The 15929-nt window shown below is 75.0% G+C and carries 16 protein-coding genes; 5 read left to right on the plus strand and 11 right to left on the minus strand.

The genetic code is table 11. The annotated features are described in order from the left end of the window. Positions 1-95 precede the first annotated feature (95 nt). The 5 genes from QBL21_RS06555 to QBL21_RS06575 form a co-directional block, all read right to left on the minus strand. Positions 96-1067, minus strand: a complete 972-nt coding sequence (locus tag QBL21_RS06555; RefSeq protein ID WP_407561034.1) for an RNA polymerase sigma factor SigF — start codon at positions 1065-1067, stop codon at positions 96-98. After that, positions 956-1369, minus strand: a complete 414-nt coding sequence (locus tag QBL21_RS06560) for an anti-sigma regulatory factor (protein WP_018835073.1) — start codon at positions 1367-1369, stop codon at positions 956-958. Before QBL21_RS06560 ends, QBL21_RS06555 begins: the two co-directional genes overlap by 112 nt. Positions 1370-1672: 303 nt before the next feature. Continuing rightward, complete coding sequence (locus tag QBL21_RS06565; protein WP_407561035.1) at positions 1673-2719, minus strand: 1-aminocyclopropane-1-carboxylate deaminase/D-cysteine desulfhydrase; 1047 nt, start codon at positions 2717-2719, stop codon at positions 1673-1675. A gap of 105 nt (positions 2720-2824) precedes the next feature. Continuing rightward, the gene (locus QBL21_RS06570) at positions 2825-3061 is read right to left on the minus strand and encodes a hypothetical protein (protein ID WP_407561036.1); all 237 of its coding nucleotides are present in this window, start codon (positions 3059-3061) and stop codon (positions 2825-2827) included. Positions 3062-3153: 92 nt separating this feature from the next. Further along, positions 3154-4047, minus strand: coding sequence for a LysR family transcriptional regulator (locus tag QBL21_RS06575; protein ID WP_407561037.1), 894 nt, complete (start codon positions 4045-4047; stop codon positions 3154-3156). A 68-nt stretch (positions 4048-4115) separates the two neighbouring features. Between QBL21_RS06575 and QBL21_RS06580 the strand changes: the two genes are divergently transcribed. Then, positions 4116-5204 carry an EamA family transporter gene (locus tag QBL21_RS06580; protein WP_407561038.1) on the plus strand — a complete coding sequence of 363 codons (1089 nt, stop codon included), beginning with the start codon at positions 4116-4118 and terminating at the stop codon, positions 5202-5204. Positions 5205-5291: 87 nt separating this feature from the next. Then, positions 5292-6407 carry a winged helix DNA-binding domain-containing protein gene (locus QBL21_RS06585; RefSeq protein ID WP_407561039.1) on the plus strand — a complete coding sequence of 372 codons (1116 nt, stop codon included), beginning with the start codon at positions 5292-5294 and terminating at the stop codon, positions 6405-6407. A gap of 47 nt (positions 6408-6454) precedes the next feature. Here the strand turns inward: QBL21_RS06585 and QBL21_RS06590 are convergent, their stop codons facing one another. From QBL21_RS06590 to QBL21_RS06600, 3 genes are all read right to left on the minus strand, one after another. Beyond that, positions 6455-7606, minus strand: coding sequence for a peptidoglycan-binding protein (locus QBL21_RS06590; RefSeq protein WP_407561040.1), 1152 nt, complete (start codon positions 7604-7606; stop codon positions 6455-6457). A gap of 134 nt (positions 7607-7740) precedes the next feature. Further along, positions 7741-8208, minus strand: a complete 468-nt coding sequence (locus tag QBL21_RS06595) for a group II truncated hemoglobin (protein WP_407561041.1) — start codon at positions 8206-8208, stop codon at positions 7741-7743. Beyond that, positions 8205-8813 carry a hypothetical protein gene (locus tag QBL21_RS06600; RefSeq protein WP_407561042.1) on the minus strand — a complete coding sequence of 203 codons (609 nt, stop codon included), beginning with the start codon at positions 8811-8813 and terminating at the stop codon, positions 8205-8207. Before QBL21_RS06600 ends, QBL21_RS06595 begins: the two co-directional genes overlap by 4 nt. 160 nt (positions 8814-8973) lie before the next feature. On the opposite strand from QBL21_RS06600, the gene QBL21_RS06605 reads away from it, so the two are divergent. After that, positions 8974-9387 (plus strand): YciI family protein, encoded by a 414-nt coding sequence (locus tag QBL21_RS06605; protein ID WP_407561043.1) that lies wholly within the window; start codon positions 8974-8976, stop codon positions 9385-9387. Further along, positions 9384-10619, plus strand: a complete 1236-nt coding sequence (locus tag QBL21_RS06610; protein ID WP_407561044.1) for an RNA polymerase sigma factor — start codon at positions 9384-9386, stop codon at positions 10617-10619. Before QBL21_RS06605 ends, QBL21_RS06610 begins: the two co-directional genes overlap by 4 nt. A gap of 35 nt (positions 10620-10654) precedes the next feature. On the opposite strand, the gene QBL21_RS06615 is transcribed toward QBL21_RS06610, so the two are convergent. The 3 genes from QBL21_RS06615 to QBL21_RS06625 form a co-directional block, all read right to left on the minus strand. Beyond that, complete coding sequence (locus QBL21_RS06615; RefSeq protein WP_407561045.1) at positions 10655-12319, minus strand: protein kinase domain-containing protein; 1665 nt, start codon at positions 12317-12319, stop codon at positions 10655-10657. Further along, positions 12316-12963: a hypothetical protein gene (locus QBL21_RS06620; RefSeq protein WP_407561046.1), complete on the minus strand. Its 648-nt coding sequence runs from the start codon at positions 12961-12963 to the stop codon at positions 12316-12318. Before QBL21_RS06620 ends, QBL21_RS06615 begins: the two co-directional genes overlap by 4 nt. A 129-nt stretch (positions 12964-13092) precedes the next feature. Next, complete coding sequence (locus QBL21_RS06625) at positions 13093-15135, minus strand: N-6 DNA methylase (protein WP_407561047.1); 2043 nt, start codon at positions 15133-15135, stop codon at positions 13093-13095. Positions 15136-15318: 183 nt separating this feature from the next. On the opposite strand from QBL21_RS06625, the gene QBL21_RS06630 reads away from it, so the two are divergent. After that, complete coding sequence (locus QBL21_RS06630) at positions 15319-15891, plus strand: DUF4352 domain-containing protein (protein WP_407561048.1); 573 nt, start codon at positions 15319-15321, stop codon at positions 15889-15891. The last annotated feature ends 38 nt before the right edge of the window (positions 15892-15929 follow it).

Below are 15929 nucleotides of genomic sequence, written 5' to 3' on the forward strand. Positions count from 1 at the left end.
CGGAAGCCCGTCTCAGCCCACCGAGGGGTCCGCGGGCGCCGGAGAACGGCGCACAGCGCCTCGCGGGTCACGGCGGTGTGCACGCGCCCCCCGGCTCACTCCTCGACGAGCAGCCGCTCGCGCAACTGTGCCAGCGTGCGCGCCAGCAGCCGGGAGACGTGCATCTGCGAGATGCCGACCTCCTGGGCGATCTGGGACTGGGTCATGTTCCCGAAGAAGCGCAGCAGCAGGATCTTCTTCTCCCGCGGCGGCAGCTCCTCCAGCAGCGGCTTGAGCGATTCGCGGTACTCGACGCCCTCCAGGGCGTCGTCCTCGGCGCCGAGGGTGTCGGCGACGGCCGGGGACTCGTCGTCGGTGTCGGGGACGTCGAGGGAGAGCGTGGAGTACGCGTTCGCCGACTCCAGGCCCTCCAGGACCTCTTCCTCGGAGATGTTGAGCTTCTGGGCCAGCTCGTGCACCGTCGGGGCACGGCCGTGCAACTGGGACAGCTCGGCGGTGGCGGAGGTCAGCGACAGCCGCAGCTCCTGAAGCCGCCGCGGCACCCGCACCGCCCAGCCCTTGTCGCGGAAGTGCCGCTTGATCTCGCCGACGACCGTGGGCGTCGCGTACGTCGAGAACTCCACCCCGCGATCGGGGTCGAAGCGGTCCACCGACTTGATCAGGCCGATGGTGGCGACCTGGGTGAGGTCGTCCAGCGGCTCGCCGCGGTTGCGGAAGCGCCGGGCCAGATGCTCCACCAGCGGCAGGTGCATCTGCACGAGGGCGTTCCGCAGCTCGGCGTGCTCGGGGGAGTCCACGGGCAGCTTGCGCAGCTCGTGGAACATCGCCCGCGCGCCGCTGCGATCCTGCGGTTCACGCCTGTCGTGCTGCTGGAGTCCGTCCATGTGGTCCGCCCGCTCTCGCTCCGCCGCGGCCAGCCGGCCTTCGTCTCGCATCGGAACGCCCCTGACGTTCGTCACGTCAGCCCCGGCGCCGCGCCGCGCTCCTTGAGCAGGCTGATCGTGACCGTGCGGTCCTCGCCCACGGTCGCGTCCACCCTGCCCGCCAGTGCGGACAGCACGGTCCACGCGAAGGTGTCGCGCTCGGGCGCCCTGCCGTCGGTGGTCGGCGCCGAGACCGTCACCAGGAGTGCGTCGTCCCCGAGCTGGAAGACGCAGGTGAGTACGGAGCCGGGAACGGCCTGCTGGAGGAGGATGGCGCACGCCTCGTCGACCGCGATGCGCAGATCCTCGATCTCGTCGAGCGTGAAGTCCAGGCGGGCAGCGAGCCCTGCCGTGGCGGTGCGGAGCACCGATAGGTACGCCCCCGCAGCCGGCAGCCGGACTTCTACGAAGTCCTTCGGACTGGGCTCGCCTTCGAACTGGGACACCCTCACCTCCAAGGTGCGTGGCGACTCTCTGCCATAGGAACGCCGGCCTGTCCCCCGTCACTGGGAGTAACGGACCGGCGCGGCACATCGTTCGCCTGCGACGCTACCGCGTGCGATGAGCTGCTGTCTCCTGGACCGGAGAAGGCCACCCCATCCCGCGGCTGTCACTAATAGTAAACCCTAGTTACGCTCCGTCGCTAGGGCTTACTCGTCCCAATTCCCGTGCGGTCACTCCGGGTTGCCATTATGGCAGGGCCCGCCGACAACCGCCGACCGGCTTCCCTCGTCCGGGCGACACCGGCGTCATCCGGTGACGACCGCCGCGACCGCCTTGCCGGGCGGGAAGGCGCCTTCGGCGGCGAGGGCGACGACGGCGTAGAGCATCTTCGCCACGTACACCGGTTCGGGGGCGAGGCCGTGGCGGGCGGTGAAGTCGGCGGCGAAGGCGTCGAGTTCGGGCGTACGGCGGGCGAAGCCGCCGAAGTGGAAGCCGTCCGCGAGCCGCCAGTCGCCGCACCGGCCGCCGAACGCGGCGCTCTGGAGCCGCTCGACGTCGGCGCCGAGGAAACCGCCCCTGAGGACGGGAATGCCGATCGCGCGCGCACCGGCGGGCAGCCCGGCGGCCAGGCCCGCGAGCGTGCCGCCCGTACCGCAGGCGACGACCGCGGTCTCGGCCGCGCCCGCGAGTTCGCGGCCGAGGGCGGCGCAGCCGCGTACCGCCGCGGCGTTGCTGCCGCCCTCCGGGATGAGCTGGAAGTCGCCGAAGAGCGCGCGCAGTTCGGCGTGGAAGGCGGGGTCGGTGCGCCGCCGGTACGCCGCGCGCGTGACGAAGTGCAGCCGCATGCCGTCCGCCGCGGCCCGGGCGAGCGATTCGTTGAGCGGGCGGTCCGCCAGCTCGGCGCCGCGCACCACGCCGAGGGTGCCGATGCCGAGCAGCCGGCCCGCGGCGGCGGTGGCCCGCAGGTGGTTGGAGTACGCGCCGCCGAACGTCAGCAGCGGGCGGCCGTCCCCCTCGGCGGTGCCGGCCGCCCGCGGCTCCAGGTTCGGCATCAGCTTGCGCCACTTGTTGCCCGGCAGCGCCGGGTGGATCAGGTCGTCCCGCTTGAGCAGGAGGCGTACGCCGCGGGCGGCCAGGCGGTCGTCCGCGACCTCCTCCAGCGGCGAGGGCAGTTGGGGGCGGAGCGCGGCGAGCCGCCCGCCGGAGGGTGGGCCGGCGGGCGGCTGGTCGTCGGGTGAACGGTTGTCGGGCGGCCGGTCGTCGGGCGATCGGCCGTGGGCTGATCGACCGTCGGGCCGGCCGTCCGGGGGCGGGGCTGCCGGACCGGGGCCGGCGGGCTCTGGGGCGTGCACGGGGCGCTTCTTGTTGGCGGGTGGGGCCGGTCGGTGGCCGGTCGGGGCCGGTGCCGGGCCTGTGGCCCGTACCGCCGCGGGCTCGGCCGCGGGTCCCGGCCCGGCTCAGCCGCGGGTGAGGAATCCGTCGCCGTGCCGGGCGATGTGCGCGTGGACGGCCTGGAGGGCGTCCTGCACCTCCTGCGGCGAACCCGTGCCGCGCTGCTCGTTGAAGTAGGCCGTGCCGAGCCGGCGCAGGAGGCTCTGGCCCTCGCGCTGGGCCTGCACCTCCCCGACCTTCTCCTTGCCCTGGTTCATCGCGGTCTCCGCCTTCTCCTTCGCGCGGTCGAGGAAGCCTGCCATGTGTCTCTCCTGACGTGATGCCTGACGAATGGGATGGTTTTCTGCCGCTGCTACCGCTTTGGTCCCAAGTATCCCGCGCGCCCCTTAATGGATCAACGGCTGCCGGGGCCCTTCGGTTCCTGTCCGGGTTCCCCGGCGACCTGGTGCGCAAGCGCCAGCAGCGCGGGAACCGCAGGGTGGCCGGGCGGGTCCCGCCAGGCCAGCACCACCGGGACGGCGGGCGCGCCGGGCAGCGGGACGTAGGCAACCGAGTGATGGCGGTGCGCCTGCGCGGTGGCCGTGGTGGTGACGCCGACGGCGCGGCCTGCGGCGATGGCGGCGAGCCAGTCGTCGGTGTTGGCGACCTCGACGGTACGGCGCGGACGGTGCCCCTTCGGCCACAGTGCCGGGGTGGTGATTCCGGACACGGTGTTGACGGCCAGCGGCAGGTGCGCGAGGTCGGCGAGCGTGAGCGAGCCGCGGCCGGGGGCGGCGAGCGGGCTGTCCGCGGGGACGGCGGCGACGCGGCTCTCGGTGCGCAGCGGTTCGGTACGCGCCGCGCAGTCGGCGGCGGGCGCGCGCAGCACGGCGACGTCGACCCGGCCGCGGGCGAGGCCGGCGCAGCGGTCGTCGATGCGCAGCAGCTCCAGCGGGACGTCGGGGTGCTCCTCGTCCCAGCGGCGCAGCAGGGCCGCGGTCTCGTCGCCGAGCGCGGCCCAGGAGTGGCCGAGGCGCAGGGGGCGTACGACGAGTCCCGCCGGGTCCAGCGCGGCGTCCGCCGCGGCGACGGCGGCGCGGGCCCGGTCGAGGAAGGCGCGGCCCTCGCGGGTCAGCTCCAGGTGGTGGGTGGAGCGGTCGACGAGGAGGACGCCCATGTGGTCCTCCAGTCGGCGCAGGGTGCGGGAGACGACGGGCTGGCCGGTGCCCAGCCGGGCGGCGGCGCGGGTGATGCTGCCCTCGTCGGCGATGGCGAGGAAGGCGCGCAGGTGCCGCAGCTCCACGGTCATGCTTCGGAAGCATAAGCGCAGCAGGTTATGCATTTCACGAGGGGAGTGTGCGCTCGTAGCGTGAGGGCGTGACGTCCCCCCGGATCCCCGGCCCCGCCTCCGCTGCCTCGGCTGCTTCCGCAGCTTCCGCAGCTTCTGCCGCAGAAGGGCCCGCCGCCGCGGCGGCCGGCTCCGCGTCCGCCGGGGCGGTGGGGCCGGCGGGCGTACGCGCCGGGTGGCGCGGGCGCGTGGGCGGGCGCGGGCGTGCGGGCGGTGGCGGGGGCGCCCGCCAGGGGCGGGGCGCCGGGCGGCTCGGCGGTGTCGCGCTGGTGGTGACCGGCTCGCTGTCCACGCAGTTCGGCGCCGCGGTCGCCGCGCTGCTCTTCCCGCGGGCCGGCGCGCTCGGCGTGGTGACGCTGCGGCTGACGCTCGCCGCGGCCGTGCTGATGCTCGTCTTCCGCCCCCGGGTGCGGGGTCACTCGCGGGGCGACTGGGCGGTGCTGTGCGGCTTCGGCGTCGCGCTCGGCGGTATGAACATGTCCTTCTACCAGGCCATCGACCGGATCCCGCTGGGCCCCGCGGTCACCCTGGAGGTGCTCGGGCCGCTGATCCTGTCCGTGTTCGCCGGGCGACGGCTTGCGGGCCTGCTGTGGGCGGCGCTGGCGCTGGCCGGGGTGGTGCTGCTCAGCGGCGGCGGGTTCGGCGGACTGGACCCGGTGGGCGTGGCGTTCGCGCTCGGCGCGGGGAGCCTGTGGGCGGCGTACATACTGATGAGCGCGCGGGCCGGGGTGCGTTTCCCGCGGGCCGACGGGCTGGCGGTCGCGATGTCGGTGGGCGCGCTGGTCAGCCTGCCGATAGGGGTGGCGAGCGCGGGGGGCCGGCTGGTGGAGCCGGTGACGCTGGGGCTGGGCCTGGCGGTGGCGGTGATGTCCTCGGGGCTGCCGTACGCGCTGGACCAGTTCGCCCTGCGGCGGCTGCCGGCGGCGACGTTCGCGCTGATGATGAGCCTGGCGCCGGCGCTTGCGGCGTTCGCCGGGTACCTGGTGCTGGACCAGGGGCTCACGGCGGTGCAGTGCGTGGCGATCGGCATGGTGATCGCGGCGAGCACCGGCGCGGTACGGACCCCGCCGGCCCCGACCCCGCGGGCCCGGCCCGCGGCGGGGCGGGGGAGCGGCTAGGGCGGACCGGCGGGGCGGGCGCGCGGCCGGGCCGGCGGCGGAGCGCGGCTGGCATGCTCGTACACCTGCACGACGAAGGGAACGCGCATGACCTCGCCCGGCTCCGTCCTCGACAACCGCGCGCTGGGCCGTGCCCTGCTGCACCGGCAGTGGCTCGTCGAGCGCCGCGAGGCGCCGCCGCTCGACGCCGTCGAACACCTCGTCGCGCTCCAGGCGCAGTCCGGCGACGCCCCGTACTACCAGCTCTGGAGCCGGCTCGCCGGCTTCACCACCGGCGACCTGTCGGCGCTGCTGACCGGCCGCCGGGCGGTGCGGGTGGTGCTGATGCGCGGCACGATCCACCTCGTCAGCGCCCGCGACGCGCTGCGGCTGCGGGCCGTGGTGCAGCCGTACCTCGACAGGACGCTGCTCACCACCACCGCGGGGCGCAAGGTCGCGGGCCTCGACCCGGCGGAACTCGCCGCCGCGGCCCGTACGGCGCTGGCCGCGGGGCCCCTGCACAACGACGATCTGGGCGCCCGGCTCGCCGCCCGCTGGGCGGACGCGGAGCCGAACGACCTGGCGTATCTGGCCCGTTCGCTGCTGCCGCTGGTGCAGGTGCCGCCGCGCGGGGTGTGGGGCGGGGGCGGCGGGCTCGTCTACGCGCACGCCGACCAGTGGCTCGGCGCCCCGTCCGCCACCGACCCGGCCGCGGACGAGACGGTGCTGCGCTACCTCGCCGCGTACGGTCCCGCGTCGGTCGCGGACGCGCAGAAGTGGCTGTCGCTGACCCGCCTCAAGACGGTCTTCGACCGGCTGCGCCCGCGGCTGGTGACGTACCGGGACGCGGCGGGGCGTGAGCTGTTCGACCTCGCCGGCACCGAACTGCCCGACCCCGCCGCCCCGGTGCCGCCGCTGCTCCTCGGCCCCTTCGACAACGTCCTCCTCGCGCACGCGGATCGTACGCGGATCATCGACAAGGCCGACGAGCGCCGGGTGTTCACCGCGAACGGCATCGTCCGCGGCACGATCCTGCTCGACGGCCGCGTCGCGGGCGTCTGGCAGCCGGAGCTGAAGCGGACCTCGGCCGCGGTCGACCTCCGCCCCTTCGCGGCCCTGTCGGACCCGGACCGGGACCGGCTGGCGGCGGCGGCCGAGGACCTGCTGACTTTCGCGGCCCCGGACGCGGAAAAGACCGAGATCCGGTTCACACCCCCCGACTAGCCCCCGGCACCCCGGGCCGCGGCCGGTGTGGCGGCGGGCGGCCCCGCTCAGGCGGTGGTGAACTCCTCGCGGACGACCCCGCCCGCCGTTGCGCACCACGTGGTCACGTCCATCGTGCCCGTCGCGCGCAGCCCGTGCAGTTCCTGCATCTCGGCGACCGCCGTCGTCGTCGCCGCGTCGTACTTGCCCGTGGCCTGCTCCAGGTGGAGCTTGCGGACCAGCATCTGCTGCACCGCCAGCACCGCGTCCCCGCTGTGCCCCGTGCTCACCGGCACCGTCAGGGCCTCCCATGTGGCGTTGTCCAGCGTGCCGTCGTCCACGGCCGGCAGGCCCATCGTGCGCTGGAAGGTGTGCACCGCCTCCAGCGTCTCCGGCCCGTACGCGCCGTCGGCCTTCAGTTCGTAGCCGTACGCGCGCAGCAGGCGCTGCGCCATCTCGACCGTGCCGCCCTTGCTGGACTTGTACGTGTCGGGCCAGGTGCGCGCCGGGATCTCGTCCGGGCCCTGGCCGAGCACCTGCGCCACCTGCCGGCGCAGCGCCGGGAACTCGCGGTAGAAGAGCGCGCCCGGGCACTGCGTGTCGTTGAAGTCCCAGTGGCCGAAGATGCGGTCCGCGCCGAAGCCGTACTGCGTGCCGATGGTCACGCACAGCCGCTGGAGGGAGAACAGCAGCGCCGGCGGCGGGGTGTCGTTGACGTAGTGGCCGTCGTTCTCGATGCCGATGCCGCGGGTGTTCTCGCCGACCGCGTGCGCGCTGACGGCCTGGTAGCCGCCGTCGGTCAGCCCTTCCAGGCTGCGGTGCCGGCCCTCCAGTACGTAGCCGCCGCGGCTGACGGTGAAGTGCTGGCCGCTGTCGATCCAGCCGTTGTCGTCCATGTGCAGATCCTGGATCTTGCGAGCCATGAAGACGGCGGCCTCGTACGAGTAGTCCGTGGTGTTCGGGAACGCGGTGTGGTGGACGACGATCTTCGTGGTCGTGCCGGACGAGACGGAGACGTTGCCCCCGGGCGGCCGTGCGCCCCAGTCGCCGGTGCCGATCACGTACGACGGGTCGTCCGCCGTGCGCCGCATGGAGTCGCCGCCGTCGGCCGCGGCGTTGCCCCCGAGCAGCAGGGCGCCGCCCCCGCCGGCGGCCAGCGCGGCGCCGGCGCCGGCCTTGAGCGCGGTTCGCCGGGAGACATACACGGGCCCAGGTCGCATGGCGGTCCTCTCACGGTGCGGGTGGTGGGGGGTTCGTCACGCTGCTCCGTGTACGAAAGTGCAACGGACACCCTGTTTATCCGACCGCGTGTGCCAATGTCCAGACCACTTGGGCCAGTTGCGCCCGGCCGCCGTCAGCCGCCCGGCCGCCAGGGCGGGGTCTGGCCCCACTCCCACTTCGGCATCGGGCCCGCCGTGGGCGGCGGGTCGTCGGCGGAGTAGACGAGCGCCATCCTGGTGCCCCACTCGATGTAGTACGAGAACACCGCCCGGAACTCGGGGTCGGCGGGCAGCCCCGCCTCGTCCGCGCTGTCCGCCAGCAGCGACACCCAGCGCCTGCGCTGCTCCTCGGTGATGTGCCGGCCGAGGTGCATGCGCGCCATGTGGTCGTGGCCGCCGTGCTCCGCGCTGTAGCGCTCGGGGCCGCCGAAGACCTCGGAGAGGAACATGGCCACGTGCCGCGGGTGTGCGTCGTCCATGTGCGCGAAGACGGGTGCCAGGACGGGGTCCTTGCGCACGTGCCCGTAGAAGACCTCGGTGAGCCGCCGGAACGCCTCGTCTCCGCCGGCCCACTCGTAGATGCTCGGGGTGCCCTCGCTCATGCCTCGTCCCGGGTGGGAGCCGGGCCGGTGGCGGCCGGGTCGGCGGGAGGCGCCGCGGGCGCCCGGTCCGCAGGATCCCCGTCCCGGTCCGGCCCCTGGGCCCGTACGTGCCGTACGTGCTCCAGCGAGTCCCGCAGCTCCCGCAGCCAGTCGTCCGCGTGGCTCTCCACCAGCCGTACGCACCACCCCAGCGCCTCGCTCCGGCTGCGCGCCACCCCCGCCGCGACGAGGGTGTCGAGCACCTGCCGCTGCGGCTGCCGCAGCCGGGTCATCACCGGTGCGGAGACGTTCGTGAAGACCTCCCGCCTCCCGCCGCACTCGGCGCCCCAGGAGACCTTCTTGCGGTAGCGCCGCTCGGCGGCCCGCGCCACCGCCATGCGCTCCTTGCGGGTGCGCTCGCGGAACTCGGCGATGCGGCCGTCCAGTGCCGCGTCGCGCTCGGCGCCGGTCACGTCCTCGGCGAGCCCCGTGGGCTCCGGGACGGTGCCGACGATGCTGATCTCCTCCCGGTCGACGGTGACCTCGACCGGTGAGGCGTAGAGGCCGTCGGGCAGCCGCCCGGTGATCCATCCGCGTAGCTCGTCCGTGTCCTGCGATGTAATCATGTAATCGAGATTACGCGACCCTCCCCGCGGAGAGAACGAGCGGGCGGGGAAAATTCCCGCAAGAATCTTTGGCGGAGCATGTCGAGAAGCGCCCGCCGGCCCCGACGTCTCCTGTGAGAGGCGCCCGCACCGGGTGCCGGGAACACGGGAAGTGAGAACCATGAAGTACCTGGTGATGATCTACGGTTCGCAGGCCGACTACGACGCCATGAACGGCACCGGCTCCGAGGGCCACCCCGCGTGGACGGAGAAGGACCTCCAGGCGATGTTCGAGCACATGGAGTCGATCAACAACGACCTCGCCGAGACCGGGGAGGTCGTCGACGGCAACGGGCTGTCGGCGCCCAAGCAGGCCATCGTCGTGACCGGCGGCCCCGGCGGTCAGTCCGTCGTCTCCGACGGGCCCTTCGGCGAGACCAAGGAGGTCCTGGCGGGCTACTGGGTGCTGGACTGCGCCAGCGACGAGCGGGTCACCGAGATCGCCAAGCGGGTGCACCAGTGCCCCGCCCCGGTCGGCTCCCCGCCCTCGAACGTCGTGGTCCGCCCCATTCTGGATGCGGCACCGAACAAGTGAGCGCCCCTGTCGAGGACCTGCTGCGCCGCCACGCGCCGCAGGTCCTCGGCGCCCTCGTACGCCGCTACGGCCACTTCGACGCCGCCGAGGACGCCGTGCAGGAGGCCCTGCTGGCGGCCTCCGGCCAGTGGCCGGCGCAGGGCGTGCCGGACAACCCGCGCGGGTGGCTGATCCGCGTCGCCTCCCGCCGGCTGACGGACGAGCTGCGCAGCGAGGAGGCCCGGCGCCGCCGCGAGGAGACCGCCGCCGCGCTGACGCCCCGCGACGACTTCAGCGCGCCGCCGCCGGGGGAGGCGCGCCACCCCTCCGAGGACGACACGCTCACCCTGCTCTTCCTCTGCTGCCACCCCGCGCTCACCCAGCCGTCCCGCATCGCGCTGACGCTGCGCGCGGTCGGCGGTCTGACCACCGCCGAGATCGCCCGCGCCTTTCTGGTGCCGGAGGCGACGATGGCGCAGCGGATCAGCCGGGCGAAGAAGACCCTCAAGGACGCGGGCGCACGTTTCCGGCGGCCGGAGCCCGGGGAGCTGCCGGGGCGCTTCGACGCCGTGCTGCACGTGCTGTACCTGATCTTCAACGAGGGCTACACCGCCACCTCGGGCGCCTCCCTGCGCCGCGCCGACCTGGCCGCCGAGGCGATCCGCCTCGCCCGCGCCGTCCACACCCTGATGCCGGACAGCGGCGAGGCCGCGGGGCTGCTGTCCCTGATGCTGCTCACCGACGCCCGCCGCGAGGCCCGCAGCGGGCCCGGCGGCGCGCTGGTGCCGCTCGACGAGCAGGACCGCGGGCGCTGGGACCGCGCGCAGATCGAGGAGGGCGTGGCCCTGGTCAGCCGGGCGCTGACGACCGCCGCGCTCGGCCCGTACCAGGTGCAGGCCGCCATCGCCGCCGTGCACGACGAGGCGGAGCGCGCCGAGGACACCGACTGGCGGCAGATCCTCGGGCTGTACGACCTGCTGGAGCGGCTGGCGCCGGGCCCCGTCGTGAGCCTCAACCGGGCGGTCGCCGTGGCGATGGCCGACGGCCCGCGCGCCGGGCTCGACCTGCTGGCCAAGCTCGCGGACGACCCGCGGCTCGCGGAGCACCACCGCCTCGACGCGGTACGGGCCCACCTGCTGGAGCTGGCGGGGGAGCCGGGGGCGGCGCGGGAGGCGTACGGGCGCGCGGCGGAGCGCACGCTGAGCGTGCCCGAACAGCGCTATCTCCAGTTGCGCGCCGCCCGGCTGCGCTGACGGGCGCCGCCCGGCCGCTCTGAGGGGGCCGGTGGTCAGCGGGCGCCGAACCGGGTCAGGGTGGCCAGAGCGCGGCGCGCCGACTCGGCCAGGGGGTGTCCGGGACCGTAGACCCGCTCCAGCTCGGGCAGGAGCGCGGACAGTTCACCGCCGGCCGCCGTGTGGTCGCCGAGCGCGAGCAGCAGTTGGGCCGTGCGGTGGCGCAGGCCGAGGGCGTCGGCGGGGTCGAGTCCCGCGTACGGGTTCGTGAAGTACGGCAGCAGCGCGCGGTATTCGGCGAGCGCCGCGGAGGCCGCGCCGATCTGCTCCAGGCACTGGGCGGCCTCGTAGCGGTACCGGAGCGCCTGCGGGTCGGCCGCCCCGGCCTCCGCGGCGCGCTCGTCCGCGAGCCGGCGCATTTCCGGCAGCGCGCGCCGGTACTGGCCGTCGTCCATGAGGGAGGCCGCGTAGTGCCTGCGGATCATACGGACCACGGTGGAGCCCTCACCGTGGCGGGCGCTCGCCTCCGGCAGGATGCCGCCGAGTATGTCCACGGCCTGGGTGATCCGGCCGGCGTCGAGAAGCTGCTTGACCTCGTCCACCGCGGCGGCGAGGTCGGTGCCGGAGCGGGCGGGCGGCCCGCCTGCGGGCGCGGCGGAGGACGTACCGGCGGACGAGGGCGCCGGCACGCTCCCGGGCGCGCCGAGCGCCCCCTGCGCGCCGGCCGGCTCCGGCGCACCGGCCGGCTCCGGCGCACCGGCCGGTCCGGTCGGCGCCGGGGCCGCCGCCGCCCCGCCCGGTGCCGGAGCCCGGTCCGGCCAGGGGGCGTGCGGGCGGCGGAAGGGCCGGGTCGGGTCGAGCAGGCCGGAGGGGCGGGCGCCGTCGGGCGCGGGGAGCAGCGGCGTCAGCGCCTCGTACACGTCGTGGGCGGTCGCCGGCCGGTCCTGGGGGTCCTTGGCCAGGAGGGAGAGCACCAGGTCCGCCAGCTCCCCGGGAACCTCGGGACGCATCCGGTGCACCGGCACGGGTGGTTCGTACAGGTGGCGGTGGAGTACGCCGAGGGCGGTGGAGCCGCCGAACGGCACGCCGCCGGTGAGGAGTTCGTGCAGCACCACGCCGAGCGCGTACAGGTCGGTGTACGGGCCGATGGCACCGCCCATCGCCTGCTCGGGTGCCATGTACGCGGGGGTGCCGATCGGCGCCCCGGTGCGGGTGAGGCGGGTGGTGTCGGCGTCGAGCACGGCCGCGATACCGAGGTCGAGCACGGTGACCGTGCCGTCCGGCCGGACCATGATGTTCCGCGGCTTCAGGTCCCGGTGGACGATCGGCACGGCGTGCACGGCGCAGAGCACCGCGCACAGTTGCGCGGCGACGGCCACGGCCCACTGCCAGGGGTACGGCTCGTGCTCCGCGAGATGGTCGGCGAGGTCGGCGCCGCCGACGTGCTGCATGACGAGGTACAGCTCGCCGGAGTCGCTGCCCGCGTCGTGCACGGTGACCAGGCCGGGGTGGTCGACCTGCGCGGTGGTGCGGCACTCGCGGCCGAAGCGGCGGCGCAGCTCGTCCGCCTGGGAGCCGGTCGTCATCGCCTCGACCCGGAGCAGCTTGACCGCCACCCGGCGGTCGAGCGTTCGGTCGTAGCCCTGCCAGACCTGGCCCATTCCACCCTTGCCGATCGGGGTGGACAGCTCGTAGCGGCCGGCGACGAGGCGGCCGTTCACCGGCCGCCTTCCTGCTCGCGGCGGAGGAGGTCGCTCAACTCGTCGAGTTCGGCGCGGACCTGGGCGGCGCGGGGTGCTTCCGGCGCGCGCGGCTGAGGCTGCTGGGACGGCTGGGACGGCTGGGGCGGCTGGGACGGCCCGTGCGGCGGGGGTGGCTGGGGCGGCAGGGCCCCCGGCGGATGCGGGGACGCGTCCTGCCCGTGCGGCCTCGTGCCCTGCGCGTACGGCGGCGGCCCAACCGGCCCGCCCGGGTGCGCGTACGGCGGCACCGGTCCGCCCGCCCCCGGACCGCCCGCGCCGAACTGCCGCCCGGTGGCCTCCCGGTGGTGCCGGATGTCGGCGCGGAGGAACCACGGGGCCACCGTCACGATGAGCAGGATCAGCAGGACCCCGCCCGTGTTCTCCCGCCACGCCGGCAGCTTCTGGTCGTCCACCGTGACCAGCATCCCCACCGCGCCGAATGAGACCGCGGCGGAAGCCCAGAACAGGACCCAGTCGCGGCGAGTACGCCGCAGGATGGCCAGCCGCAGCATCGGTACCCAGGCGAGGAGGCCGAGGCTGACGACGGGCACGGCCGTGAGGACCAGGCGCAGCACGATGCGCAGCGCGGGAGAGGAGGGACGCGGCTCCGGAGGGCCGTACATGCGGTGCTCCTGTGCGGGACCGGGTGGGGGTGCGGACCCCGGCGGCGAAGCCGCCACCGGGCGTGGGCAGGTGGGGAAATGGTGGAGAAAAGCGTACCGACGCGGGCGTGTGTACGGACACCGCACGACTCACCAGGGTTCTACGCTGCCCTCGGCCAGCCCGTCGTACAGCCCCTGCACCAGCCTGCCGCCGAGCCGGCCGGCCTCGCGCAGCGCGTCCTCGAACGCGGCCAGCGCCCGGAACAGCTCGCCGTGGTGCCGCTGTTGCGCGGGGGGCAGCCGGGGGAGCTGGAGCCGGCGTACGTCGAGGCGAGTCGAGGTGGACGCGTGGCTGCTGGCCTGCCGGGCGTTGGCCGTACCGCGGAGAAACCCGGCGAGGAACCAGGGGTCCACGGCCGCGGCGTCCGGGCGCAGCAGCGCCAGGTTGCGGCCGAGCGCGGCACCCGCGGTGTCCTCGTCGACGACGCGCGCGACGCGCCCGCCGCCCAGCACGGGAACCACGACATCCCCGGCCGCGACCAGGAAGGGCTCCTCCGCGGCACCTTCCGGCAGCCGGCCGGAGGGCGCGGTGCCCCCGGCGACGTCGTGCTCGGTCAGCACCGCCATCGCCGCGCCGCCCGGCGGCACCGCGCCCGCGCCGCCCATGCGCAGCTTCAGGGCGCCGGCCCGCGCCAGCTCGCCGACGGTGGTCAGCGGTGCCTCGCGGGACGCGGCACGGGCCGGCGGCGGCGGTGTGCGCTCCACGCTCAGCCGCAGGGCGTCGGCCAGTTGCTCCCGTACCGCGCCGAGCGCCGCCGCGGAGCCGTCCGCGGCGGCGGGCGGCAGGTGCCGGGCGGGCGTGAGGTCCACGTCGTCGTCGAGCAGGTCGACGACGGACACGGTACGTACCGCCCCCGGCTGCTCCTCGATCTCGCCGGCGCGGTCGAACGTGCGCCAGGCCGCGGTCACGTCGGCGTGCAGCGGCGCCCAGCGGACCCGGTCCCGGCCGACGCCGTAGCGCTCGGCGGCGTCCACGAACAGCAGCCGGAGCCCGCCCGCGGGCGCGCTCGCACCGGGCCTGCGGAGCACCCACAGATGCAGCGGCAGCCCGTACGGCACCGCGGCGCCGACCGGCAGGGCGACCACGGCCCGCAGCGCCCCGCGGCGCAGCAGCTCGGCGCGGACGCGGCGGCCGGAGCGGCGGGAGGCGGCGGCGGGCGGCATCAGCAGGACCGCGGTGCCGCCGTCGCGCAGCCGGGCCAGCGCGTGCTGTACCCAGGCCAGCTCGGATTCGGTGCGGGCGGGGAGCCCGTAGCCGAAGCGGGGGTCGTAGGCGAGTTCGTCGTGGCCCCAGTTGCGCTCGTTGAACGGCGGATGGCAGAGCACGGCGTCGACGGCGAGGTCCGCGAAGGCGTCGGCGCGCAGGGTGTCCGTGGCCGCGACCCGGACCTCGGCGGCGGTGTGGAGCGCGAGCCGCAGGGCGGCGAGCGCGGCCAGGTCGGGATCGGCCTCCTGGGCGTAGCGGGGCCCGTCGCCGGGCGGGGCGGCCAGCAGCGTCCCCGCGCCGCACGCGGGGTCGAGCACGGCCGCGTGCCGGCCGGCGCCGGCGGTCGCGGCCATCAGGGACGCCGGTTCCGGCGGCGTAAGCGTGTGCTGGCGGGGGTTGGCTTCCAGATAGCGGGTGAGCAGGAACTCGTACGCGCGCGGGGCGCTGCCCGCCTCCGCGGCCAGCTCGCCCGCGCCGCGCAGGAGCGGCAGGGCGGCGGAGACGTCGTCGGGGATGTTCACAGGATGCTGTGAACCGAGCCGTCCGGCCAGCACCTCCCGCAGCGCGGGCGGCAGCCCGGCGGCGAGGGCGGCGTCGGTGCCCTCGGCCAGGGCCAGCCATACGGAGGGCTGTTCCCGTACGACGAGCAGTGCCGACCCCGCGAGGGCGAGCCCGGCGGGTGCGCCGTCGGGGTGCGCCGAGACCTGTTGCCAGACCCGCTCGCGCAGCGGCACGGCGCGGATCTTTCCCTGGTCGCGCAGCCACTCCTCGACCGCGGCGAGGTCGAACGTGGGGCTGGCCTCGCTGCCGCCGACGGGGCGCGGGAAGTCCGCGTGGCGGCGCCGCCAGTTGCTGACGGCGGCTCTGCCGACGCCGGCGAGGCGTGCGATGCCGGCGGCGGTCACGGCGGTGTGCTCGTCCGGCACGGCGCCTCCTCGCATGGTTCGGCCCGGAGCTGTGAGCCAAAGCCTATCGGCATGCGCTCAAAGATCCTGTCCACGGCGTGAATGCATCTCAAATGAAAAAGAGTGTTGACGACGTTCACAGTCATCTCTAGTGTTGACCCGCGAGCCCCAAACGGGGGGTCGTTCAATTCAGGGGAGGGACCCATGTCCGCATCCATCACCGCGCCTCGCCGCAGAGTTCTCGCCGTGGCCGGCACCATCGCCGCCGTCCTCGCCCTCGGCGGCCTTACCGCCTGCGGGGCGGACGAGCCGAAGACCGAGAAGGCCGGCTCCGCCGCCAAGGGCGGCGGGTCGGGGGAGGAGAAGGAGGCGGCGGAGGAGAGCGGGGCGCTGGCCCCGGGGGACACCGCGGCCTACGACGACCTCAAGGCCACCGTGACCGAGGCGACGCCGTACGCGATCGACGAGATGGTCGACGTCCCGGCGGGCCACAAGCCCTACGAGGTCACGGTCGCGCTGGAGAACGTCGGCGACGAGAAGTTCGACGCGACGATGACCCTCCTCCTGGCCCGCGCGGGCCAGGAGGGCAACGAGGCCGAGGAGATCTTCGACGGAGAGGTCGGCGGCGGCTTCGCCGGAAACATCCTGCCCGGCAAGAAGGGCTCACAGAGGTTCGCCTTCTTCGTCCCCGAGGGCGCGAAGAACCTCGACGTCGAAGTTGTCCTCCAGGGCTTCGACTTCGAGAAAGAGCCCGCCACCTGGAGCCTACCTCTCTGAGGCCGCCGGCCGTGCCCCGGCCCCGTCCGGGGGCGCCG

This window comes from Streptomyces sp. 184, from assembly GCF_045781775.1.
GTDB lineage: Bacteria > Actinomycetota > Actinomycetes > Streptomycetales > Streptomycetaceae > Streptomyces.